Annotated in this window: 23 protein-coding genes; 9 read left to right on the top strand and 14 right to left on the bottom strand. The window is 62.1% G+C overall.

The features are described 5' to 3' along the window. Positions 1 to 19: 19 nt before the first annotated feature. A complete protein-coding gene (locus HDE76_RS18305) occupies positions 20 to 826 on the bottom strand; it encodes an N-acetylmuramoyl-L-alanine amidase (protein WP_184509672.1) in 807 nt (268 codons plus the stop codon). A 73-nt stretch (positions 827 to 899) separates the two neighbouring features. Beyond that, positions 900 to 1,433, bottom strand: coding sequence for a hypothetical protein (locus tag HDE76_RS18300; RefSeq protein WP_179481298.1), 534 nt, complete (start codon positions 1,431 to 1,433; stop codon positions 900 to 902). 175 nt (positions 1,434 to 1,608) lie between these two features. On the opposite strand from HDE76_RS18300, the gene tsaA reads away from it, so the two are divergent. Beyond that, on the top strand, positions 1,609 to 2,154 hold the full coding sequence (gene tsaA / locus HDE76_RS18295) for a tRNA (N6-threonylcarbamoyladenosine(37)-N6)-methyltransferase TrmO (RefSeq protein ID WP_184509670.1): 546 nt from the start codon (positions 1,609 to 1,611) through the stop codon (positions 2,152 to 2,154). 99 nt (positions 2,155 to 2,253) lie between these two features. Here tsaA and HDE76_RS18290 read toward each other — a convergent pair whose 3' ends face one another. After that, entirely contained in the window at positions 2,254 to 2,409 is a 156-nt protein-coding gene (locus HDE76_RS18290; RefSeq protein WP_179481302.1) for a DUF3309 family protein, read from the bottom strand. 219 nt (positions 2,410 to 2,628) lie between these two features. Between HDE76_RS18290 and HDE76_RS18285 the strand changes: the two genes are divergently transcribed. Together HDE76_RS18285 and HDE76_RS18280 are read left to right on the top strand one after the other, a co-directional pair. Beyond that, on the top strand, positions 2,629 to 3,123 hold the full coding sequence (locus HDE76_RS18285) for a pyridoxamine 5'-phosphate oxidase family protein (RefSeq protein WP_179481304.1): 495 nt from the start codon (positions 2,629 to 2,631) through the stop codon (positions 3,121 to 3,123). Positions 3,124 to 3,345: 222 nt separating this feature from the next. Further along, a complete protein-coding gene (locus tag HDE76_RS18280) occupies positions 3,346 to 4,446 on the top strand; it encodes a catalase family protein (RefSeq protein ID WP_179481306.1) in 1,101 nt (366 codons plus the stop codon). A gap of 120 nt (positions 4,447 to 4,566) precedes the next feature. Here HDE76_RS18280 and HDE76_RS18275 read toward each other — a convergent pair whose 3' ends face one another. Then, the gene (locus tag HDE76_RS18275; RefSeq protein WP_179481308.1) at positions 4,567 to 5,025 is read right to left on the bottom strand and encodes a PA2169 family four-helix-bundle protein; all 459 of its coding nucleotides are present in this window, start codon (positions 5,023 to 5,025) and stop codon (positions 4,567 to 4,569) included. Positions 5,026 to 5,466: 441 nt separating this feature from the next. On the opposite strand from HDE76_RS18275, the gene HDE76_RS20855 reads away from it, so the two are divergent. The 4 genes from HDE76_RS20855 (at position 5,467) to HDE76_RS18260 (ending at position 9,072) form a co-directional block, all read left to right on the top strand. Further along, a complete protein-coding gene (locus HDE76_RS20855; RefSeq protein ID WP_255457860.1) occupies positions 5,467 to 5,589 on the top strand; it encodes a hypothetical protein in 123 nt (40 codons plus the stop codon). Positions 5,590 to 5,999: 410 nt separating this feature from the next. Next, on the top strand, positions 6,000 to 6,926 hold the full coding sequence (locus HDE76_RS18270) for an alpha/beta hydrolase (RefSeq protein ID WP_184509668.1): 927 nt from the start codon (positions 6,000 to 6,002) through the stop codon (positions 6,924 to 6,926). A 93-nt stretch (positions 6,927 to 7,019) separates the two neighbouring features. Beyond that, positions 7,020 to 8,165: an acyltransferase gene (locus HDE76_RS18265; protein WP_184509666.1), complete on the top strand. Its 1,146-nt coding sequence runs from the start codon at positions 7,020 to 7,022 to the stop codon at positions 8,163 to 8,165. Between the two features lie 481 nt (positions 8,166 to 8,646). Further along, a complete protein-coding gene (locus HDE76_RS18260; RefSeq protein ID WP_221262477.1) occupies positions 8,647 to 9,072 on the top strand; it encodes a lysozyme inhibitor LprI family protein in 426 nt (141 codons plus the stop codon). A gap of 330 nt (positions 9,073 to 9,402) precedes the next feature. Here the strand turns inward: HDE76_RS18260 and HDE76_RS20850 are convergent, their stop codons facing one another. Then, entirely contained in the window at positions 9,403 to 9,792 is a 390-nt protein-coding gene (locus HDE76_RS20850; protein WP_255481677.1) for a hypothetical protein, read from the bottom strand. Between the two features lie 6 nt (positions 9,793 to 9,798). Next, positions 9,799 to 10,032: a hypothetical protein gene (locus HDE76_RS20845; RefSeq protein ID WP_255481676.1), complete on the bottom strand. Its 234-nt coding sequence runs from the start codon at positions 10,030 to 10,032 to the stop codon at positions 9,799 to 9,801. Positions 10,033 to 10,211: 179 nt separating this feature from the next. Here HDE76_RS20845 and HDE76_RS18250 point away from each other — a divergent pair, with 179 nt between their 5' ends. Next, positions 10,212 to 11,735 carry a glycosyltransferase family 39 protein gene (locus tag HDE76_RS18250; protein ID WP_184509664.1) on the top strand — a complete coding sequence of 508 codons (1,524 nt, stop codon included), beginning with the start codon at positions 10,212 to 10,214 and terminating at the stop codon, positions 11,733 to 11,735. Between the two features lie 36 nt (positions 11,736 to 11,771). On the opposite strand, the gene HDE76_RS18245 is transcribed toward HDE76_RS18250, so the two are convergent. The 5 genes from HDE76_RS18245 to HDE76_RS18225 all read right to left on the bottom strand — a co-directional run bounded on the left by HDE76_RS18245 (position 11,772) and on the right by HDE76_RS18225 (position 16,989). After that, positions 11,772 to 13,223 (bottom strand): glycosyltransferase, encoded by a 1,452-nt coding sequence (locus HDE76_RS18245; protein WP_184509662.1) that lies wholly within the window; start codon positions 13,221 to 13,223, stop codon positions 11,772 to 11,774. A gap of 100 nt (positions 13,224 to 13,323) precedes the next feature. Then, positions 13,324 to 13,917 carry a cytochrome b gene (locus tag HDE76_RS18240; RefSeq protein WP_184509660.1) on the bottom strand — a complete coding sequence of 198 codons (594 nt, stop codon included), beginning with the start codon at positions 13,915 to 13,917 and terminating at the stop codon, positions 13,324 to 13,326. Between the two features lie 513 nt (positions 13,918 to 14,430). Beyond that, the gene (mgrA, locus tag HDE76_RS18235) at positions 14,431 to 15,462 is read right to left on the bottom strand and encodes an L-glyceraldehyde 3-phosphate reductase (protein ID WP_343205736.1); all 1,032 of its coding nucleotides are present in this window, start codon (positions 15,460 to 15,462) and stop codon (positions 14,431 to 14,433) included. A 249-nt stretch (positions 15,463 to 15,711) separates the two neighbouring features. Next, a complete protein-coding gene (locus HDE76_RS18230) occupies positions 15,712 to 16,077 on the bottom strand; it encodes a nuclear transport factor 2 family protein (protein ID WP_343205735.1) in 366 nt (121 codons plus the stop codon). A gap of 75 nt (positions 16,078 to 16,152) precedes the next feature. Further along, on the bottom strand, positions 16,153 to 16,989 hold the full coding sequence (locus tag HDE76_RS18225; RefSeq protein ID WP_184509656.1) for a helix-turn-helix transcriptional regulator: 837 nt from the start codon (positions 16,987 to 16,989) through the stop codon (positions 16,153 to 16,155). 97 nt (positions 16,990 to 17,086) lie between these two features. Here HDE76_RS18225 and HDE76_RS18220 point away from each other — a divergent pair, with 97 nt between their 5' ends. Then, positions 17,087 to 17,983: an SDR family oxidoreductase gene (locus HDE76_RS18220; protein WP_184509654.1), complete on the top strand. Its 897-nt coding sequence runs from the start codon at positions 17,087 to 17,089 to the stop codon at positions 17,981 to 17,983. A gap of 215 nt (positions 17,984 to 18,198) precedes the next feature. On the opposite strand, the gene HDE76_RS18215 is transcribed toward HDE76_RS18220, so the two are convergent. From HDE76_RS18215 to HDE76_RS18205, 3 genes are all read right to left on the bottom strand, one after another. Continuing rightward, positions 18,199 to 19,368, bottom strand: a complete 1,170-nt coding sequence (locus tag HDE76_RS18215; protein ID WP_184509652.1) for a hypothetical protein — start codon at positions 19,366 to 19,368, stop codon at positions 18,199 to 18,201. Continuing rightward, positions 19,365 to 20,495 (bottom strand): YbdK family carboxylate-amine ligase, encoded by a 1,131-nt coding sequence (locus tag HDE76_RS18210; RefSeq protein WP_184509650.1) that lies wholly within the window; start codon positions 20,493 to 20,495, stop codon positions 19,365 to 19,367. Before HDE76_RS18210 ends, HDE76_RS18215 begins: the two co-directional genes overlap by 4 nt. 262 nt (positions 20,496 to 20,757) lie before the next feature. Beyond that, positions 20,758 to 21,900 carry a hypothetical protein gene (locus HDE76_RS18205; RefSeq protein WP_255481675.1) on the bottom strand — a complete coding sequence of 381 codons (1,143 nt, stop codon included), beginning with the start codon at positions 21,898 to 21,900 and terminating at the stop codon, positions 20,758 to 20,760. Between the last annotated feature and the right edge of the window lie 21 nt (positions 21,901 to 21,921).

Genomic DNA, 21,921 nt, shown 5'->3' with positions numbered 1-21,921 from the left:
TGTCTCGGCAGGCCTTTCCTCACGGCTGCGACGCGGGCCGCGGTGATATGGGCTGAGCCGGCAGCAGCTGGCGCGTGAGCACGTACAGAATTTGCAGATCCTGCGCATCGATGCCATCACCATCCATGCCGCGGTAATGATGATGAAATGCGCGGATCACGGCCGCGCGATCGTCCGGCGGATAGCCGATGATGCTCAGCGCCATCCACGGATCGAAGCCCGGCGGTGGGTCTATCAACGGCCCCTGCGGCCATAGTCCGAAGCCGGCATCGGCCAGCTGCCTCCACGGAAACAGCGGGCCGGGATCGTTCTTGCGCGTGGGTGCGAAATCCTCGTGACCGACCACCTGCGTGCGTGGAATATGCAGCCGATCGGTGAGGTCGGTGAGCAGGCGCAGAAGGCTGTCGATCTGCGCCGGCGCAAACGGCGCGCGACCGTCGTTGTCCAGCTCGATGCCGATGGAGGCGGAGTTGACGTCGGTGATCGTGCCCCAGCGGCCAGCGCCGGCGTGCCAGGCGCGCATCGAATCGGCGACCAGCTGATAGATGTGGCCATCGCCACCGATCAGATAATGCGCGCTGACCGGTCCTTCGCTATTGCCGGTACGCAACGTCTTCAAGCTGTTTTGTACCGACGTTTCATCGGTGAAGTGCAGCACGATCAGCTGCGGTCGGCGCTCGCCGTAGTTGGGTGAAGGTATCCAGGTAGCGAGTGGGTTATGTACGGGTGCCGCAGCGCAGGCCGCCAGCAGTGCCATGGGAATCAGCAGCATCGCCCACTGCAACAGCACTCGCATGGCTGGCACGGCGCGCCTTGGAAAACTCATCGCCTGCGCTCGTGCCGCCCGGCAGGCACTTCAGGCTCCACCTTGATGAAAGGATATTTCCGCATGGAACGTCTCAGCCAACCTCACTGCCAAGGCGCAGATTGATGCCAAGCACCGTGGCCAGTTCGCGCATCGGCTCGTTGTCCCGCGTCAGCGTCATCCAGCCGGCGTGGCTTTCGGTTTCGGTTTCCCACGCCCACAGCGTGTAGCCGAATTCGGCGAGGCGATCGTAGGCGATGCCGAACAGGCCGGCCGCATCGATGTCGTCGAAGAATTCATCGTCGTCCGGATCGCCGTTCCAGTCGATCGTGAGGTTCCAGCGCGAGGCCAGCTCGTCGATCGCCTGCACCAGCGAGCGCAGATCGTGCTCGTCCACGATAAAACCCGAGCGCCAGTCGATCACGCGACCGATCACCTCTACCGGTACCACGTCTTCGGGCTCGACCTCGGCCACCGCCTCGCGGTAGTCGACGAACTGCTGCATGGCCATGTCGTCGTCGCCCGGATTGATCAGCCGCAGCAGCTGCCAGACCTGCGACTCGACCGAATCGTCATCGGCTTCGTCAAAGTCGAACTCGGTTTCGAAATCATCGTCGTCATGGCTCATGGGCAATCACTTTGAACACTTTATGGAGGCGATGCATGGTGCGCGCGCGGCGAGAATTTGGGAAGTGTGGCGAAGGCCAGTGAGCACAGCACTAGTACACCTATCGCCGCTGTGCTTGCAGAACCAACAAATCCGTCAGGCAGCGAGCCAGCGTTGAGGATGGGATACTTGCCCTATGCCAGACGTACTCAGCGAGCTCCCCGCCTATTCACCCATCGCCTTCGCGCGCTCGCCGTATGCGCGACGGATCGATGCGCCGCATCAACCCACCGTGGTGGAGGGCACCGAAAGCGGCGAGACAGCCGAGGCCAGCATCGAGTTCGTCGAGGGTATTCCCGCAGCGGCGTTTCGCGATCTGGCAGGGTTCGAGCGCATCTGGCTGGTGTTCGCGTTTCACCGCAGCGAGGGCTGGAAAGCCGAAGTGCGGCCACCGCGCGGCGGCGGCAAGCGCAGCGTCTTGGCAACCCGCTCGCCGCATCGGCCGAATGCGATCGGGCTGTCGGCGGTCGAACTGGTCGCCGTGGAAGAACGCATTCTGCGTGTGCGCGGAATGGATCTGCTGGACGGCACACCGATTCTCGATATCAAACCCTATGTGCCCTACGCCGATGCGTTCCCCTCATCGCGCGCCGGATGGATCGATGCGATCGATGCCGCCCAGGGCCAGCATTCGGCGCCTGGCCCGAAGCGACCGCGCCGCACGCCGCGTGGTCTGGGCTGATCCGAACTGACCGACCGTTACTTGCAGCGCTTCACGAATGAACATCCATAAAAAAGCCCGACATCCTCGTCGGGCTTTTTTATGGATGTGGCCGATGTCTTAGATGCGACCCATCAGCAGCAGCACGACCAGAATGATCACGATCAGGCCCAGGCCGCCGCTGGGGCCATAGCCCCACGAACGCGAATAGCCCCAGTGCGGCAGGCCACCGATAAGCGCCAGAATGAGAATAACCAGCAGGATGGTAACGAGCATGGGCGGAGACTCCGTCAGTGTTGCAAAAGGTTGAGGCGCGTGCGGCACCGGGTGGCGCATCCTGCACTGCGGCCGCGTATAGGTCGTGTGAGGGCGCGTACTCGCACGGATGTGCGGCTGCAGCACATGCCGGATGTCGTCGCCGCGCATGCATGGGTTTGCCTTCGCATTCACCGGCCGGCTGCCAGCGTAACGACTCCCCTACTGGAGTCACCGCTCATGACCAGCACCCACGACGAACGCGAAAAAATCTGGGCACTCATCAAGGACGCCCGCGTTGCCATGCTCACCAGCGAAGACGACGGCCGCCTGCGCAGCCGCCCGATGGTGGCCAGTCAGAAGCATTTCGACGACGGCTGCCTGTGGTTTTTTACCCGCGCCGATTCGCCCAAGGCCGATCAGGTGAAGCGCGAGCATCAGGTCAATGCGGCGTACGCCAGCGCAGCGGATAACAGCTTCGTCTCCCTGTCCGGCGAAGCGAGCCTGGTATTCGACCGTGGCGACATCGACGCGCACTGGAACGATATGCTCAAAGCCTGGTTCCCCGATGGCAAGTCCGATCCCAACCTCGCGTTACTGAAAGTCGATGTCCACCAGGCCGAATACTGGGACGCGCCCGGCTCGCGCATGGTCGTGGCGTTCGACTATCTGAAAGCGCGCATCACCGGCAAGCCGCCTCAGCTGGGGGAAAACAAGAAAGTCGACCTCGGCTGATTCGCAGGATTTGAGACGACCGCTGATTAACGTCGCATCTGCCCGTTCGGCCCCCTCCGATGATGGCACCGATGCACTGGCAGTGGTCGGTTTATACCTTTTGCCGCGCCCGGATCTCCTGGCGCGGCTTTTTATCGATGACGCGGCGTATGCCGCGCTGTGCACACCTCACGTTGACTGCGGCCATGTGCTTATGAGCCTTCCCCCCATCGGAGTGCCCTGATGACCGCCACTGTCCCCGCTGCGCCGCTGCCCTACCAAGCTGCCTTCGAAAAACCGGAAGACGGCGAAGCCGAAACGATTCACGGACTGATCGAAACACTGGAAAAAATCAGCCACACGACGTTTGAAGACACCAAGCACGGCCTGCGCGGTGTGCACGCCAAGAGCCACGGCCTGCTCACAGGCGAAGTACGCGTGCTCGACCATCTGCCACCGGTATTGGCGCAAGGTTTGTTCTCCAAGGCCTGCACCTATCCGGCGGTGCTGCGCCTCTCCACGGTGCCGGGCGACGTGCTGGACGACAAGGTTTCCACGCCGCGCGCGCTCGCCATCAAGCTGCTCGGTGTCGAAGGCGAGCGTCTGCCCGGCAGCGAAGGCGACACCACGCAGGATTTCGTGATGGTCAACGGCCCCGCGTTCGGCGCACCCGATGCCAAACACTTTCTGAAAAATCTGAAACTGCTGGCCTCCACCACCGACAAAGGCGAGTCGCTGAAAAAGGCGTTTTCGGCGCTCGCGCGCGGCACCGAGAAAGTGATCGAGGCCTTCGGCGGCAAGAGCGGCACCGTTATCGCCATGGGCGGCCACCCGGAAACCAACATTCTGGGCGAAACGTTTTACAGCCAGGTGCCGTCGCTCTATGGCCCTTATATCGCCAAGTTCTCCATCGCTCCCACATCGCCGGCTCTGAAGGCGCTCACCGACGCGCCGGTGGACCTGCACGACAGGCCCAACGGCATCCGCGACGCGGTCAACGACTATTTTGCGCACAACGAGGCGCAGTGGGAGCTGCGCGTCCAGCTGTGCACCGACCTCGACGCCATGCCGATCGAAGATGCCTCGGTGCCGTGGCCGGAAAACAAGAGTCCGTTCATCACCGTGGCGCACATCCATGTACCGCGGCAGGTGGCCTGGTCCGAAGCCCGCTCGGCGGCCATCGACGATGGCATGGCGTTCAGCCCGTGGCACGGTCTGGCGGCGCATCGCCCGATCGGTTCGATCATGCGTGTGCGCAGGGTCGTCTACGACACCATGTCGAAGATTCGCGCACGGCAAAACAAGGCGTCGATCGCCGAGCCGACCTCGCTACCGCCCTTCTGACCCAGGGCAACGGACGCCACGGCGGCGTCCGCTGGACCGACGCCGCTCTCAACAAAGCTTCTTGATAAGAAAAGCCGCCCTGAGGCGGCTTTTCTTCGATGCGATCACGCGTGATGCAACTCAGCTCTGCTGATTGTGCAGCGCGTGCTTCAGGTCGCGCATCTGGTCGTGGCCCTGGCGCACTGACGCATACGCGTCCGTGATCACCTGCTTGGTCGCGATGGACACGTCGTTGTCCTTCAATGCATCCTCGAACTTGGCTTTAATGTGGTCTTCGCCGCGCTCGACTTCATCGACTACCGCGGTGTCGCCCTTGCTGATCGTGTGACGAAGGTTGACGAACACGCGGTGCGCCGACGCCAGCACGGTGCCACTGTCTTCCGGCTTGCCGCCCAGCGCCACTACCTGATGCTGCAGCTTCGAGGCGACCTGGTGACGCTCCGAACCACGGCTCTGGAACATCGCGGTAAAGCGCGAATTGTCGGCATCCTTGGCCGCTTCTTCGTAGCCTTCGGCGCTGTCGATGGTGGTCTCGATCAGGCCGTTGAGAATTTTTACATCATGGTCGTTCGTGCTCATCGCAAACTCCTGGGGGAATGGGTTGGCGCCGCGGAAACTGCGTCATCACGGCGCGCAGCGCTCGTGGTTGAACGCTGGTGCCGAGGTTAGGGACACGCTTTGCATGAAGTCGTGAAAATACCTGCACGACGATCTTCATCTGAACCGGATCGATCAGCATTTGTATCTATCGCTCACGCTTGGCGCAGCACCTGATCGGTCGATGGTTCACAGCGAGGTCGCTATCCCATGGGATGCGGTGGCGGCACCTCGATCCCATCGCGTGGAGCGTCACGCCGCTGTATGGGCGGTTAACTCCCTCTCGTCCAGTCAGGTTGTCGTCGGGTTGATGAACACACCGCCACCCGTTTCAGGCGTTTCAAAAAATCGCGTCAACAGCGCCGACGGCAGATCGTTCTTGTGCCCACCAACCGATGGATCAAAACCGGAAAAGGTGATGCCATGAAAAAACTTCTGCTGACTCTTGTGACTCTCTCGATGCTGGCCGCGCTGTCCGGCTGCATCGTGGTGCCGCCCCGCGGCGGTTACTATGGACACCCGCATTACTACTACCGCGGCTGGTAATAAGTGATCTCGGCGGAGTGCTCATGAGCCAGCGCTCCGCCAACAGCCCGTGTGCTGGCCGCGAAGGTGACAGCGGGCATGTGGAGCTAACCGCTTCCGGCTCGTCGAGTGGCGGGTGGACCATTCATGGACCGAGCCCGAGTTCCACCGCAAGACAAGGTTTATCGCGCGTCGCCTTGATCGCCTGATCTGTCGCCTTACCGGTGGAAACCGGACCAAGAGACGGCAACGTGCCGCCGGCCACCGCATGATCGAATGACAGACGGTGGCCCCTGCTGCCTGCCCGCAAAAAGCCATCGCAGGCGCTGCATCACGGCCGATGCGTTGGGCATGATTGGCATCTTCGGTTCACCGATGAATCCTTATTCGAATCGTGCAACGCTGGCCACGTGCCGGAAGCAGGGAGCCTCATGAAGCGCTGGATGATCGCCGCATGTCTGCTGGCCCTTGGCCCAAGCGTCCACGCCAACACGACCGTCTGGCAACCATCGGCCGGCCACACGCAAATACCGATCTGGCCGAAAGCCACGCCCGACGGGCAGCCGGCGCCCGGTCCCGAAACCGTTAGCGTGACTCCCGCCGAAACCTACGCTGCCATCACCAACGTCACGCGCCCTACGATGACGGTGTATGCCCCGCAGGGCCGGAACACCGGGGCTGCAGTCGTGGTCATTCCGGGCGGCGGCTTTCAGATACTCGCCATCGATCTCGAAGGCACCGAGGTATGCGACTGGCTGACATCCCGCGGCATCACCTGCGTGCTGCTGAAGTATCGCGTGCCGAGCGTGCCGTATGTCTGGCAATGCGATTGTCGCCCGCACAATCTGACGACGTCCGTACCGTCACTGCAAGATACCCAGCGCACGCTGCGCCTGGTGCGCACGCACGCCGCCGAATGGCATATCGATCCGCACAAGGTGGGCGTGCTCGGATTTTCGGCCGGCGGCTATCTGGTGGCCGAAGCCAGCACGCGCTTCAAGCACGACCTGTACAAGCCGATGGATGCGACCGACAGGGAAAGCAGCCGACCGGATTTCGCCATCGCGATTTACCCCGGCCACCTCACCACAGACGGTGGCAAGTTGAATAAGAATGTCCCGGTTTCTCACGACACGCCACCGACGTTTCTTGCCCAGGCAGAGGACGACGACGTGGATGGCGTGCAGCAGTCGCTGGTCTATTACGCCGCGTTGAAGAAAGCCGGCGTGCCGGTGGAAATGCACCTCTACGCCAACGGCGGCCACGCGTTCGGCCTGCGGCCCAGCAAGTTTCCGATCAGCGGCTGGCCCGCGCTGGTCGAGGTGTGGCTGCGAACGATTGGCATGGTGCGAAGCTAATCAGGCAGCGAAGCCACTGCTGAGGTGCGCCGGAACAAGCCGGCGGCCAGCTGAAAGTCGTTATCCTTCGCTATCGTTTCAAGGAAAGAATGCATGCAACGCTTGCCCGGCCTCGACTTGTTGCGCGCCCTGGCCATTGTCGCGGTTATCTGTACTCACTCGTGGCTGGTCGGCGGCATGGGGAACGGCTTCGGCTGGATCGAAAGCTATGGCTGGATGGGTGTCGATCTGTTCTTCGTTCTGAGCGGGTACCTGATTGGCCATCAGCTTTTTGTGCGCTACGAACGCAGTGGCCGGCTGGACCTGAAAGCGTTCTACCGTCAGCGCGCCTACCGCATCCTGCCTGCGTATCTGGTCGTGGTGGCGATTTATTTCGCCGCGCCCGGACTCAGAGAGCAGCCGGTGATCCAGCCGCTGTGGCAGTTCCTCACGTTCACCATGAACCTGTTCGTGGACCAACGTGTCCCGCATGCGTTCTCTTCGGCATGGTCGCTGTGCGTCGAGGAATATTTCTACCTGCTCTTTCCACTGGCCATACTCGTGCTGGCGCCGAGAATCCGTGCGAGGCGCGTCGTCGTTGTCATGGCCAGCCTGATGCTGCTGGGCATGGCCTGGCGTGGATTTGCATGGTCGCAGTCCGCCGCGCCCGCCGACGGTGGCGTGTGGGAAATGGACATCTGGCGTTACATGCAGCTGGTCTACTACCCCACCTATGCTCGCCTCGATGGCCTGATGTGCGGCGTTGCTCTGGCCATGCTGAGCGTCTACCGGCAGCCGCTATGGCAGCGTCTTCAGCGCAATGCCAATGCGCTCGCGATTCTGGGCATCATCGTCGTCGGCTTTGCGGCCTGGATATTCCGCGACACCCTCACCTTCGCCGCCTTCGTATTTGGTTTCCCCATGTTGTCCATCGGCCTCGCCCTGCTTGTCGCCTCCGCCGCCAGCCCCACCGGCCTGCTCGGCAAAACGCGAGTGCCGGGCGTCGCCTGGATCGCCGGCGCGTCCTACAGCATATATCTGACGCACAAAGCCTCGCTGAAAATCGCAGTCCGCTACCTGCCCGCCTCCCTCAACCACCGCGGCATCGTGACATTTCTTTGCTGCGTACTGGTCGCCGTCGGCATCGCCGCCCTGCTCCACTATCTCGTCGAACGCTCGTTCCTTCGTCTTCGAGATCGACGTAAACGGAGCGTAGCGCTGGTCCCCGCGGCTGAAGTAGGTGGCGCTGTGCAGGAGTGAGATCTCATCGGCTAGTCACCGTTGTAGCGACTGGCACAGCTGTAGCGAGCACACTACCGATGCTGCCAATCGATACGCTGATCGCGAGGCAACGCTGCGAGAGTTTGCTGCGCATTGCCGGTTTCCCGAAAGTAGGCCGCCGCGGTCGGAAAGTTGCGCGCCAAGCTATTCAATGCCATACCAAGATATAGCCAGGCATCTGAAGTTCCTTTGAAGGTGCGTAGCACTGATCCCGGCAGAGAGCATCTCGTCGAACTCAGTTGGCAGATTTGGCTGACGGCACATGTCTTTTAAGGGCTGAATTCAAGGCTTCCTTACCGTCACTGCGTGCGAGCCGTCCGATAGCCTGGCGGCCTCTTTGTCTGCAGCCTGCGCACACAAAGAAGAAAGATGGATCAGGCAAAAGAATTGTTAGGCTACGGCTGGTGAGGCGTAATGTCGTTGAGGCCAACATCACTATTACAGGTCGAGGAAACGGTCCTTGCATATCAGCAAAAAATTTGTCGCGATGTTGGTGGTCAGTTTGCCGGTGGCCGCCTTCGCCGCAGGATCAAAGGACCCGACAGCAGTGGTACTCAATCATTGCCTCAATGATGCCGCCAACGCATCGACGGCTGGCCAGACCGATTGTGAGGCGACGGCAACGCAGGCCTACGATCACCGGATGAACGCTGCGTACGCCACCTTGATGCGCAAGCTGCCGCCAAATGTCGCTGCCGATCTTCGCGCCTCGCAGAGAACTTGGCTGACCTTTCGGGATCAAGAAGCGAAAGCCCGCGGCGCGCTTTACGAAACGCGGCAAGGCACGATGTATGTGCCGATGCAGGCAGATGATGCCACCAACTTCATCCGTGATCGGGCACTGCAACTGGAAAGCTACGTGGCCGTCATGGCGATTGACCAGTGAGCGACATCAGTCTGGATCGTCCATCGATTGTTCTGCGCCGACCGAAAGGTTCCGAGCTTTCTTTTCTACTGCTGGCGTGGACGCCGTTCTCATCGGCATCGGCATGTCCTTTGTTCCCCTAATGCTGTTTGAAGCGATCGCACTTGGCGTGGTCGGAGGCATCGTCAGAAGCTCTTTTAGGCCAAGATTGTTTCACGTTTCGCTGAATGCAAAGGAAGCCTCTCCTCAGCGATCCAGCTAAGGCCCCCCTGCTTGAAAATTGGCCGCGTAAAAAGCGGACGGCCGTCACCGGCAGCAACGGGTGGAAATGGACATTCCCATCGATAAATTTTACGGCGAGGCACTATCTCCCCTGATCGCCTTGATGACTTTCCCATTCGCATCGAGGAAATCGATTTCGGCCGCGCCGTCGGAGGCCACCTTCATCTGGATGCGTTTGTTGCCGCCGCCATCCATCAACGACAGCAGCGCCGATCCGTCGGCGGATCTTCCCACCCAGAGACGGCGATGCCCGCTACCGTTTTCCTGGCTGTCCGAGACGGCCATACCCGCCATGCGGTTGTCTCTGTCATCGACGCCCAGAAGCTGCACGACCTGGTTTGCGTTGTAGCGATCGAAGGACAGGCTGCCTCCAGAGTCCACCACGTCCCCGTGTGCATCGCGCTTTCCACCGAAGATCAGGCCGCCGTTCTCCGAGCCTTCGTCGTTGAAGAAAATCATTCCCGCCTATGATCGGTCGACCTTGGGCTGCTCTTTTCCCTTGACGATCACGCCAGGCAATTTCGCACTGTCGGAAATCAGCATCCTCAGCGTGCCATCGGGCTCGCGCACTTTGATACGGTGGACATTGATTTCATCAAACGTCGCGACAGGACTCTTTGTTAACCCAGCCAGCATCGATACCGCAAACGCCGCCGTGAGCACACCGGAATAAATGACCAGAAAGCGTTGACCGAACATGGTTTCCCTTCGCAAAAGCGACTCGCTTGGCAAGTTGCCAAAAATATCCGCGACGGGTGATGGTCCAAGGCCAACATTGACTATCCCACATTGGCTATTTTAGGCAAGTAAAGCAATTGCCGCCGGGGGAGCCGGGCAGGCGCGCGAGTAAACAGTCGACTACTTTCAAGGACGCACGTATGGTTGCGAGCAGTGTTCCGGTTCAACGCGCCACACCGGGGGAGCGCGCGAGCGCGACACCGGTGCTCATCATCGCCGCACTCTTCGGCATGGCGCACATGTTGACCAACGGACAGTACGGTTTTCATCGGGATGAGTGGCAATTTCTCAGCGATGCCCAGCGTCTGGATTGGGGCTTTGTGCCCTACCCGCCGCTCACCGCCGCGCTGGAGCACCTGGGCCTGAAGATGTTTGGCCTGTCGCTGATTGGCCTGCGGTTGTTTTCGGTGCTCGCGCAGATGCTGGTGATTATTGCCAGCGGGCTTATGGCGCGCGACCTGGGTGGTGGACGGCTCGCACAAACCTTTACGGCGGTCGCTGTCGCGCTGTCGCCATTGCCCTTGTTCTGGGCGACGGAATTCCAGTATTCCTCGTTCGACCTGCTTTGGTGGGTGCTTATCGCGTGGTGCACGATTCGCCTGCTGCGGGACGACGAGCCACGCTGGTGGATGGCCATTGGCCTATTCGCCGGGCTTGGCATGCAGACCAAGTATTCGATGACGTTCGAGCTCGCCGGCGTGCTGGTGGGCGTATTGCTCACCGACGCGCGGCGATATGTCGTCAATCGCTGGTTCTGGGTTGGCGGTGCCATCGCGTTACTGATATTTGCGCCCAACCTGGCGTGGCTGATCCGGCACGACTTCATCTCGTACCATTTTCTTCAAGGCATCCACGCGCGCGACGTGCATCAGGGCCGTGCCGACGGTTTCCTGCGCGATCAATTTCTGCTGGGTGCCAACCTGTTCGCTGCACCTGTCTGGCTGGCGGGCCTGTTCGTTTACTTCAAGCATCGCCACTATCGCATGCTGGCCTGGATGTACGTGGTGCCGGTCGTGCTGTTCCTGCTTGCCCGGGGACGCTTCTATTACACCGGCGGCGCTTACCCCATGGTGCTGGCCATGGGCGCGGTTGTGAGCGAACGATGGTTGCGCACGCTGCGCCCGACCTGGAAATACGGAATCGCCTCGCTGGCCTTTGCGGGCGTCTTCGCCGTCGGCATCTACGCGACCTTGCGCATCGTGCCCATCGCATCGAGCGGTCCGTTGCGCGACTTTGCGCTCAAAAACAATACCGACCTACGCGAGGAAATCGGCTGGGACGAAATCGTCGCGCGAGTGGCGACCATACGTGATGCGTTGCCTGCCGAACAGCAAGCCAGCTTGGGCATTGTGGTGGGCAACTATGGCGAGTACGGCGCCATAGCGCTACTGGGTCAGCGCTACCATTTGCCCGTGCCGATCAGCGCGGTCAATACGGGATGGTTGCGAGGCTATCCGCAAACGCCGCTCGGCACATTTATCGTGTTGGGAAGTTCGCACGAGCGCGCCGATGAGCTCTTCACCCAGTGTCGCCTGGCTGGCCACACGGCTAATGCCCTGGGCATAGCCAATGAGGAAACCATCGATCACCCGGATATTTTCGTATGCGGCCCCACGCGCAAGCCATGGAGCGAGCTTTGGAAGCACGGACCGGAGTTTGGCTGATTTACTGGCAACAGCCAGAAGTCTTCGCGCAGAAAACTAGGGTTCGTTCCCTGCATTCAGCCCCACCCGGTGCTGTGTGCCCCATTCGTTGCGCTTCAGCAAAAAATACACCCAGCCCAGCGTGGCGCCGGCATGACGCATCAGCTGGAACGAGAACGGCTCGATGACCGAGGCGAGCAGCGCCATGGCGAAACTCGACGTGCTGCTGTCGCCACTCCAGCGACGATACAGATGCACCGACCACGCCTGAAATGCCAGATCGATGGCGATCTTGAGCAGAATGATCGCCAGAACCGGCAGCACGATGGTGAAGCGACCGCCGAACAGGAAGGCGAGCAGCAAGCCGAAGGCGGCGAGGCCGTAGAGCGGCTGCACGGTATCGAAGGCCTTCACGGGCAGCATCAGCGTACCGAGCGTGCCGTAGCGGCGGTTGCCGATCATGCTGCGATACCAGTATTGGGTCTGCAGAAAGCCCGCGAACCAGCGCCGCCGCTGGCGCAAAAAACTCGGCAACGTGCTCGGCGCATCGGTGCGCGCTTTCGCCGTGCCGATCACGCGCACGTCCCAGTCCAGGCCGCGGTCGAAGGAATAACGACGCAGCCGGTGGATCAGCTCGTAGTCTTCGACCAGGCAATCCGGATCGAAGCCACCGACGGTCAACACCGCGTCGCGCCGAAAGCATGCAAAGGCGCCGGAGATCAGCAGCAGGCTGTGCGCGCGCATCCACGCATAGCGCGAGACGAAGTTGCGGATGTATTCGTAGGTTTGAAACCACTGGAAGAATCGGCCGCTCATCGTGCGGCTGCACACCGGCGACAGCAGGCCGGCAGCGACCACCAGTTTCGGCAAGGCAGCGAAGGCGTCGGCCATCGCCGCGCAGGCTTGCGGTTCAAGCAGCGTGTCCGCATCCACCGTCATCACCGTGTCGGTGGTCATCACCAGCATCGCCGCATTCAGCGCGCGCGCCTTGCCGCCGTGCGGCAGGCGCAGCCAGCGTATCGCGGGATAGAGCGAACTCGGTTCGCTGAGCCTGCCTTCACCGGGATCGACCAGGCCGAAGCGGCTCGCGAGCAGCTGTGCGGTGCCATCGGTCGAACCATCGTCGGCGATCACGATCTGTGTCGGCACGCTGGTCTGCGCGAGCAGCGCATTGAGCGTGATCGGCAGCACCGCGGCTTCATTGTGCGCGGCGACGATGACGCCCAGCGTTGGAGTCGGCCGGCTCGCCGACGCGGCCGGCAGCGGCTTCATCAGCGACAGCGATTTCCACGCCACGAACAGCAGCAGCAACGTGTCGTAAAGCACGTAGGCAATACCGGTGGACCACGCGCCGACACCGTGCAGAAAGAAGGCGCGCGCGAACAGCACCAGCCACAGCACCATCACGCCGCCATGGATCATCACGCTGATCGCTGGCGTACGCACCGGCGAGATGCGCGGCGAGGCAAGCGCCAGCGCGCGATCGAGAGAACCGAGGGGCGTATCCATCAACCTTCTTCCGTTTCGATGGCGGCAACCTGCGCGAGCCGGGAGTACCGGAAGTCGCGGATGCGAGTGTTCATGGACAACGATCGATCACGCTGGCGCATTACGGCAGCATGCGCCCAAGGACCGAATGGCGATCGATCCACTGGTGCTTCAGGGCGCCCAGAATGTGCAGTGCCAGCACCACGTAAAGCGCGTAGCCGAACCAAGTGTGCAAGGTACCCAGCTGGGTATGCAGCTGCTCTTTCAGCGCAGGGTCGAGATGCATCAGAAAACCCATGCGCGGCCACGGCACCAGGCCGAACAGATGCATCGGATGCGTCGCCGCGGCGTTCCACGCCGAATCGTGCGCCCATCCCGACAGCGGTAGCGCGAAGATCAGCACGTACAGCGCGATGTGTGCCACGTGCGCCGCGGTTTTCTCCCAGCCGGCAAAGACGCCCGGCAGCGATGGCGGCCTGTGTGTGAGCCGCCACAGGACGCGCACGATGGCCAGCCCCAGCACCGTAATGCCGATCGACTTGTGCGTGTCGATGACAAAGCGCACGGACGTATCTGGCAACACCGAAGTCGGCAACAGCGACGCCGCGAGACCCAGCGCGATATTGGCGAGAATCAGCAGCGCGATCGTCCAGTGCAGCAGCATCGCCACGTGCGTGTATTTCAGCGCGTCCTCGGCGATGGTGGCTGTCGACATGGTCGATCCAAGCTTGGTATTCGGCACCGCTCGAAGGGCGGCACCTTTCATGGGAGGGGAGGTTTTCACGACGATCTGCTTTGGTGGGGCAAAGGGGGGACTCGTTGGCGGCTCACCGGACAACACTATAGATCGTCGCCTTGACGCTAGCTTAGCCAGACCCGCGCCGAATCGCTTCACATACGACGCAAGCAGAGCAGAAACCGGGGCGGCGTCATGACGCACCAGCAGCGAGAAGCGTTCTCGAAAAGTCTGCAAGCTTCCGCAGAGCGCTTTGTAGGTTGGGGTTAAGCGCAGCGCACACCAACCTACGATGGCCAGCCCGTCAGAAACGCTTTAGCCGTGTTCCACTGGCCTTATGAGATGAACGTCGCCGGGGCGTGCAGGTTGACGTCTGCGACGATGGCTAACCGGTCACGCACGCGAGGTATGACAGTTCGATGGCGCTACCCGCCGCTTTCCGCGTCAGCCCAGGTCAACGGAGCGATACCCGTCGCCCGGCCTGCACGCAACTCAAAGCTTCGCCGAGTCTTTCCACAGATCCGTGCCGCCGTCGGTCGCGTACTTGTCGATCTCGGCCAGCTCCGCGGCGGAGAAGTCGAGCGAATGTACTGCATCCAGCGAGTTGTCCAACTGCTCGACGGTGCGCGCACCGATCAGGGCCGAGGTTACGCGCGGGTCGCGCAGCACCCAGGCGATCGCCATCTGCGCCAGCGTTTGTCCGCGACGTTCGGCGATCGCGTTGAGCGCGCGAATGCGTGCAATGTTTTTCTCGCTGAGCTGCTCCTTGCTCAGCGAGCCGTCGCGCGTGGCCCGGGCATCGGCAGGCACGCCGTCGAGGTACTTCGACGTGAGCAGCCCCTGGGCCAGCGGCGAAAACGCGATGCAGCCGGTGCCGAGGTCTTCCAGCGTGTCGAGCAGGCCGTCTTCGATCCAGCGGTTGAACATGGAGTAGTTCGGCTGGTGGATGAAAAGCGGCACACGCTCCTCGGCAAGAATGGCGGCCGCCTTGCGCGTGAGTTCGGGCGAATAGCTGGAAATACCGATATACAGCGCCTTGCCCTGGCGATGCATGTGCGCCAACGCACCCATGGTTTCTTCCAGCGGCGTGGTGGCATCGACGCGGTGCGAATAGAAGATGTCGACGTAATCCAGGCCCATGCGCTTGAGCGACTGATCCAGGCTGGCGATCAGATACTTGCGGCTGCCGCCAATGCCGCCGTAAGGGCCCGGCCACATATCCCAGCCGGCCTTGCTCGAGATGATCAGTTCATCGCGGTACGGCGCAAGATCGGTCGCCATCACGCGGCCGAAATTCTCCTCGGCCGAACCGTACGGCGGACCGTAATTGTTGGCCAGATCGAAGTGCGTCACGCCGCGATCGAACGCGCGTCGCAACATGGCGCGTCCCGTCTCGAACACATCCGCGCCGCCGAAGTTCTGCCACAGCCCCAGCGAAATGGCCGGCAGGTCGATACCGCTGCGGCCACAGCGGCGATAAGGCATCAGATCATTGTAGCGATTCGTCGCCGCTTGATAGGTCACGTGAATTCTCCGAGGATTGGATCGAGTGCTGAGCGGACCGAATGTTATCGGCCGCATGATGAAAGACGCGCCAAGCTGAGCCCAATAGCTCCAGCGCACCGAGTATTGATTATCGCGCCAGATGGCGACCTACTCGCCGATGCGAAACGGTGAACATATTCGTGACTTTGCTGGCAGAGAACACGCCGCCAAGCAAGACATCGATGAACACTTGCAGACGAGACCGGGTCTGCGTCGTGGACATAGCGATTACCCCTTGAACACCGGCGTCCCCATCGCAAACGACGCCTTGACGATGAGACCGTCGACAACTTCGTACACGCAGACCATCTCGATTATTCCGTTGCCTTGAGGGAAGTTACGAGTGATTTGCTCGAGGTCGACGACGATATGCCCCATGATCAGTCGGCTGACCAACTGAGCGTGGAGATCGGGTTCGGCGAAGCGCAGCCGCATGCGCTCTCGCATTTCTTCGTGACCATGCGCGATCCTTTCGCCGTGGAGCACGAACTGCTCGGCCTGGACGGAATACGTGGCAAGCCATGCCTCCATGTCCTTCGCGTTATACGCATCCAGTTGACGCTGAACGACGGCTGCTGCATCCGACGATTTCACTCGATAACTCCTCATTGTTGAAAACGGCGCCCGATCCAATCCGCCATCGCGAGTTGCAACATAACGAATGCGCAGCTAGGCCGACACCGCTTGCGACTCGATATACGCACGAATGCGATCCGCCTCGGCGCGGGTCACGGGGTTGTACACGATCATGCCGAGGTCGGGTCGACCGTCGACGGCGAAGGCGGAAAACTCGAGTTCCAGCAAACCGAGTTCGGCGTGGTGCAAACGCTTGAGACCTTCACCGTACGCGTTGACGTCGTTGGCCAGCCATAACGCTTCGAACTCGGGGCTGAGCCGGGACAGCTCTTCCACAAACTGGCCGATCTCCGCTGTTGCACCGGCACGTGCCGCGTCCGCGCGAAACGCGCCCACGACGAAACGGGCCACGCTTTGCCAGTCTTCCTGCGCGGCGCGCACGCGTGCATCAGCAAAGATCATTCGAAGAATATTTCGCTCGTTCGGAGCCAGCGCACCGTAGTCCGTGAACAGCACGGCAGCGGGCCGGTTCCACGCGACCACGTCCCACAGCGGCGTCTTGACGATGGCCGGGCTGACGTCCATCGCATCGAGCACGCGCTGCAGGCGGGGCGTGACGCCCTCAGCGGCCTTGTAACGCACCTCGGGCGGATGGCCGAGGCCGAGCATGAACAAGTGCTCGCGCTCGGGCTCGGTCAGCATTAGCCCCTTGGCGATGCGGTTGAGCACGTCAGCTGAAGGTGCCCCGCCGCGGCCCTGCTCCAGCCACGCGTACCAGGTGGGGCTGATGTTGGCGCGCTGGGCAACTTCTTCCCGACGCAGGCCAGGCGTTCGCCGGCGACCGCCGGCGAAGCCAAAATAGGCTGGATCGAGCCGGGTGCGTCGATCTCTCAAATAGATACCGAGTGCGTTGCCGGGTGGGACGGACATGAGCATCCTGTTGGTTTCTATACCATGATAACGCCACTACTTTACCCGTATGAGCGCAGGACTAGTCTAGGCGAATATTCACCACTGGAGACTGCTTATGCGCATATTTCTCACCGGCGCGACCGGCTTTATCGGCTCTCGCATCGTGCCCGAGCTGCTGGCGGCCGGCCATCAGGTTCTCGGTATGACACGTTCGGAACAAGGCGCGCGCACGCTCGCTGCCGCTGGCGCCGAGGTGCACCACGGCCAGTTGGAGGATTTGGACAGCCTGCGCAGCGGCGCTGCCAAGGCCGATGCGGTGATCCACACCGCGTTCGATCATGATTTTTCGAACTTCGTCGCGAACTGCGCGAAGGATAGTCAGGTGATCAAAGCACTGGGTTCAGTGCTGATCGGTTCGAGCCGCCCACTGCTAATCACCTCGGGTACGGGCATGGGCAGCACCATGCCGGGCAAACCCGCCACCGAGGACGTGTTCAATAAAGCACATCCCAACCCGCGATCCGCTTCGGAAATCGCCGGCGAGGAGATGCTGGCCGCTGGCGTTGCGGTGTCGGTCATGCGGCTTCCGCAGGTGCACGACACGGTCAAGCAGGGTCTGGTCACGCCGCTGATCGAGGTGGCTCGCGCCAAGGGCGTGTCGGCCTATGTCGGCGAAGGACTCAGCAGATTTCCTGCAGTGCACGTACTCGACGTGGCCCGGCTCTACCGGCTGGCCATCGAGAAGTGCGAGCCCGGTGCGCGCTATCACGCGGTCGACGAGGAAGGCGTGTCTGCGCGCGATATCGCGCAAGCGATCGGCGACGGACTGGGCGTGCCGGTGAAGTCCATCTTGCCGAATGAAGCGGCTGATCACTTCGGCTGGCTGGGCGGATTCGTTGGCCTGGATATGCTGTCGTCGAGCGAGTGGACGCGCAAGGTTCTGGGCTGGGAGCCCAGCGGCCCGAGTCTGCTGGATGATCTGAGGAAGATGGATTATTCCGCAGCGGGTTGAGCCACCGCTGTGATCGCAGTCGAAGACGTGAGGTGCCTCCGCCCGTAGGTTGGCGGTGAGCAAAGCGAACCCCAACATGAAACGCCTCGGCGCTGGATCTACGGGTCGGTGATTCGGCCCGCCTTTCCGACCATCCACTGCGTAAATGCTCGTTGCTGCGCCGTGCCGCCACAGCCGCTGCAATCACCGCCAAACAATCTAATCGCGCCCTGCGACTACCCCTCATGATCCTGCTCGCGCGTGTCGAAGTACAACAGGGTCATGCCTTCACCGGGGCGGGTTTGGCGGCCGCTCATGGTCGCAATGCCATTGGTGGAGCAGCGGAAGATCCAGGCCATCACCCAGGGCGCCCTGCCGTCCTGCAGGGCGAGCAGGCAGCGCACCTCGCCGAACAGCGGCGCATCGGTGATCGGATGCTTGCCGATCGGCACCTGCTTGAACTTGTTCTGCACGATCCACTGCCGCGGTGTGGGCAACGCCTGCAATTCCGCGCTCGTGGGATTGAGCAACAGGCCGATGCCGGAATGTCCGCTGACGGATTTGGCCACCCAGCGCTCGGGGCTGCTCCATTGCGTGGCGTGCACGGCGGCGTCTTCGACCCAGTGACAGGCTTCGTGCGCGGCCAGCGGCAGATCGGCAAGGCTGCCTTTGTGTATGCCGTCGTACCAGGCCGGATGGCTGTGCCAGTTGACCTGATGCGCGGCGCGCATCTTCGCTTCGGCCATGGCGCGATCTTCGATCGAGAGGTCGGAAAAGATCAGCCGGTTCCACACGTGGGCGTAGCGCCTGGAGCGATCCGGGCTGTAGAGATGGCCGTCTTCGACGATGACATCGCGCCAGTCGTGCACGTCGACGTTCCACCAGTGACGCGCACCGTCGAAATCCGGCCAGCTCAAACCGTCGCGCGGACGATCCTCGATCAGCACCGTGTCGGCATGCGGGGCGAGCCACCGGCGTGAATGATCCACCCACGATGTCCCTCGCGGCAGCGGATCGTGCGGCAGTAAATGGACGTCCATATCGTTCGCCCGACGCTGCGCCAGATGCATGGTGTGGAAGGTGGGCAGCATCGAGGTGAAGGCCTGAATTTCCACCCAGGCCAGATCGAACGGCTGCGTCGGGTGCTCGGTGAACGCCATGTCCAGCGCCAGCACGTCCGCCCGCGCGCCGGGCCACGCCACGCGTTCGGGGTGCAGATGCGGCTGTAGCGCCGTCACCAGATGGCCGATCTTGCGGTCGAGCGCGGCGCGCAGCGCACGATTGCCGACCGCGTAATGGTCGGACAACAGGCTTTGCGGCAGGTGCGGCGCGCGGGTATCGGACAGGGCGCGCGCGAACTTCGCTTCACCGACGAATTCGAGATGCACGTGAGGTAAGGCGCTCATGCCAAAGCCTCCGCCGCTTGCGGCACGTAGGCATCGTCACAGGCCAGCGAAGCCATCCACTGCAATGTGGTTTTCCAGTCGCCGTGCCGCAGTGCCTGCTGGCGCAGCACATCGGCGAAAGTACGCTGGATCAGCGCATCGGCCAGATGCCGCTCCCAGTAGCTGCGCTCGGCGGGGTCCTTGGCCCGCGGCGCCACGCGCGACCACCAGCGTTCGAAATGTTTGGGCGTGTCCGACACCGTATCGCGGTTCCAGTCGATCCACTGGGCGCGCAAGCCGTGCCGGCGCGCACGCCATTTATTTTCATCGATGCATGCACGCGACCACACCGGGCCCTGCCTGCCGGCTCGAATTTCCAGCTGCAGCGTTTCGGCCTCCCATTTCAGCAACGTGGTGATCAGGCCGATGCGTACCGGATCGGGATGCGTGTCCATGATGCGAATTTCCAGCGTGCCGTAGCGATGATGCAGGCGAATGTCCTGCCACAAGCCCTGGTCTTCGCCGAGGCAGCCCACGGCGCGCAGCCGGTCCACGTGCGCCTGATAGTGCTGCTCGCTTTCCCACGCGTCCGGCGTGCCCATGCGCGGGTAGCGATCCAGCAGGCTGTGTCGCCACGATTGCAACCCGGTGTCGCGACCTTCGAAAAACGGCGAGCTGGCGGACAGCGCCAGCACCTCCGGCAACACGTGCCGCAGCCGGTTCATGATCGCCATGCGCGGCGCGCCCAGCTCGAAACCCAGATGCAGATGCATGCCGAAACTCAGCGCGCTGCGCGACACGTCGCGGTACTCGTCGATCAGACTCGCATAGTGCGGAAAGTCGGCCCCCTCATGCAGCGGCTGTTGCTGCCACGTCGAGGTCGGATGGACGCCGGCGATGAGAATGCGCTGCCCCTGCGACGCGGCCTGACGACGCGCCTGCCCACGCATCAACCGCACGCACGACAGCAGCTCCGGCACGGTTTGGCACACGCGCGTCTTGGTTTCGATGACGCAGCGGTGGATCTCCTTATCCATCAGTCCCTCCGGAATCGTCGCCTCGACGAAGTCCGCCGAAAAATCATGCGCGACCAGTTCTCCCCGGTCGTCGATGATTTGAATCTCTTCTTCCATACCCAACGTGATCATGCCCCTGCTCCTTTGATAGCCCCATCCGCGAATTCGGACAGGGACACACATAGTTAAGCAGGCAGGCGTGACCGAGCGGCGGAAAGCTTGCATTCCGCGATCGATTACTGGGCGTCGGGATGTGACGGCCAAGCCAGCCGGAAGACGACCGCACAAAAAAGCCCCGGCATCACCGGGGCTCGTCCATCAGCGGATGTCGTTCGGTCGCGATTCGATCAAGCGTCGTTTTCCATCTGCCATGCGCGCCGCCGGCAACGCAGGCTCAGGAATTTTGCTTGGTCGTCGGCCACGGCGCCGCTTGCCAGCAGGCTTCGTAGTATTGCTTGAGGGTGCTGCGGACCGGTTCGAGTTCGAAGGTGAAGCCGTTGCGGAACGCGTTGGTTCGGCCGGCAACCCAGGCGCCGACGGACGGCGCGTAGATGATGTACTGCAGGCGCGCCGGCGGATAGGTGCGCGTCATGCTGATCGACTCGCTGGCCACCTCGGCGCCACCGCTTTGCTGAGTCAGGATCTCCTGCCGGTTGAGCTCGAAATACGAGCGCGTTCCGCGCATGACGATATCTTTGGCGCGCTCGTTGCCGACCTTGTTGATCGCCGTGAGAATCACGTGCCCGGGTTTGCACTCGATCGTCATGCGATGTTCGCCGTGACGATCGACCTGATCGAGGGTGAGGTAAGGGCCGGTGGACAATGTCTGATACTTCGCTACCAGCGGCAGCCGTCCATTATTGGCCAGCCCCGAGGCCATCATCTGGTCGGCGGAGAGCCATACGGTACCGCTGGATGCCGTGCCCGGCGTGGGCGCGAGCGCCGCGGGGTCGATGCCCATGTCCTTCAGATAGCCGGCGACGTCGCCGGATGGCTGCGTCGACTGGCTGGAGCCGGCGGTCGACGCCGACGTGGCCGGATAGGCAGAAACGCCAATGCGATCGCTGCCGGTCGGCGCCCAGCGGTAAAGGCCGCCGAAGTAAGCATACGCACAGGCACCCACGCAGATGGCCGTATTCGACTCGCCCTTGCGCCGTGGCTTGCCCAGGTGGGTGACCATCGAGCCCGTGCGGAACAGTCGACCCAGGGCCATGCCGGCGCTGACGCTACCGCTGGAGGAATTGAGATAAATGTCCGAGCCGCTGGGAATCTTGCCGGATCGGATCAAAGCGCCGACGCGCTGCGGCGCATCCTCGTCGATCGTACCGTACAGATAGACCTGCGGTACATCGGTGACAGCAAGGGTCAGCCGGTCATCGGTGACCTGAACGGCGAGCTGGTCGGCCGCCGCGTGCGACGAGCTTCGGGAGCCACCCCGCGCCTGGACGATCGAGATCGACACGAGACCGACGGCAAGCAGCAGGAGGCGCAGGGCAAGGCGCGGATTCACGACCGCGCAGCGGGAAACGTTTTTCATACCGATAGCGTTTGGCACTGC

This window comes from Rhodanobacter sp. ANJX3 (assembly GCF_014200755.1).
In the GTDB taxonomy this organism is placed as follows: Bacteria; Pseudomonadota; Gammaproteobacteria; order Xanthomonadales; family Rhodanobacteraceae; genus Rhodanobacter.
Note: the sequence above shows the minus strand (reverse complement) of the source record. Positions and strands in the feature narration are given on the sequence as shown.

Coding starts and splice junctions, on each gene's coding strand:
- HDE76_RS18305 (WP_184509672.1), bottom strand. CDS start 826: ATGAGTTTTCCAAGGCGCGCCGTGCCAGCCATGCGAGTGCTGTTGCAG.
- HDE76_RS18300 (WP_179481298.1), bottom strand. CDS start 1,433: ATGAGCCATGACGACGATGATTTCGAAACCGAGTTCGACTTTGACGAA.
- tsaA (WP_184509670.1), top strand. CDS start 1,609: ATGCCAGACGTACTCAGCGAGCTCCCCGCCTATTCACCCATCGCCTTC.
- HDE76_RS18290 (WP_179481302.1), bottom strand. CDS start 2,409: ATGCTCGTTACCATCCTGCTGGTTATTCTCATTCTGGCGCTTATCGGT.
- HDE76_RS18285 (WP_179481304.1), top strand. CDS start 2,629: ATGACCAGCACCCACGACGAACGCGAAAAAATCTGGGCACTCATCAAG.
- HDE76_RS18280 (WP_179481306.1), top strand. CDS start 3,346: ATGACCGCCACTGTCCCCGCTGCGCCGCTGCCCTACCAAGCTGCCTTC.
- HDE76_RS18275 (WP_179481308.1), bottom strand. CDS start 5,025: ATGAGCACGAACGACCATGATGTAAAAATTCTCAACGGCCTGATCGAG.
- HDE76_RS20855 (WP_255457860.1), top strand. CDS start 5,467: ATGAAAAAACTTCTGCTGACTCTTGTGACTCTCTCGATGCTGGCCGCG.
- HDE76_RS18270 (WP_184509668.1), top strand. CDS start 6,000: ATGAAGCGCTGGATGATCGCCGCATGTCTGCTGGCCCTTGGCCCAAGC.
- HDE76_RS18265 (WP_184509666.1), top strand. CDS start 7,020: ATGCAACGCTTGCCCGGCCTCGACTTGTTGCGCGCCCTGGCCATTGTC.
- HDE76_RS20850 (WP_255481677.1), bottom strand. CDS start 9,792: ATGATTTTCTTCAACGACGAAGGCTCGGAGAACGGCGGCCTGATCTTC.
- HDE76_RS20845 (WP_255481676.1), bottom strand. CDS start 10,032: ATGTTCGGTCAACGCTTTCTGGTCATTTATTCCGGTGTGCTCACGGCG.
- HDE76_RS18250 (WP_184509664.1), top strand. CDS start 10,212: ATGGTTGCGAGCAGTGTTCCGGTTCAACGCGCCACACCGGGGGAGCGC.
- HDE76_RS18245 (WP_184509662.1), bottom strand. CDS start 13,223: ATGGATACGCCCCTCGGTTCTCTCGATCGCGCGCTGGCGCTTGCCTCG.
- HDE76_RS18240 (WP_184509660.1), bottom strand. CDS start 13,917: ATGTCGACAGCCACCATCGCCGAGGACGCGCTGAAATACACGCACGTG.
- HDE76_RS18225 (WP_184509656.1), bottom strand. CDS start 16,989: ATGTCCGTCCCACCCGGCAACGCACTCGGTATCTATTTGAGAGATCGA.
- HDE76_RS18220 (WP_184509654.1), top strand. CDS start 17,087: ATGCGCATATTTCTCACCGGCGCGACCGGCTTTATCGGCTCTCGCATC.
- HDE76_RS18215 (WP_184509652.1), bottom strand. CDS start 19,368: ATGAGCGCCTTACCTCACGTGCATCTCGAATTCGTCGGTGAAGCGAAG.
- HDE76_RS18210 (WP_184509650.1), bottom strand. CDS start 20,495: ATGATCACGTTGGGTATGGAAGAAGAGATTCAAATCATCGACGACCGG.
- HDE76_RS18205 (WP_255481675.1), bottom strand. CDS start 21,900: ATGAAAAACGTTTCCCGCTGCGCGGTCGTGAATCCGCGCCTTGCCCTG.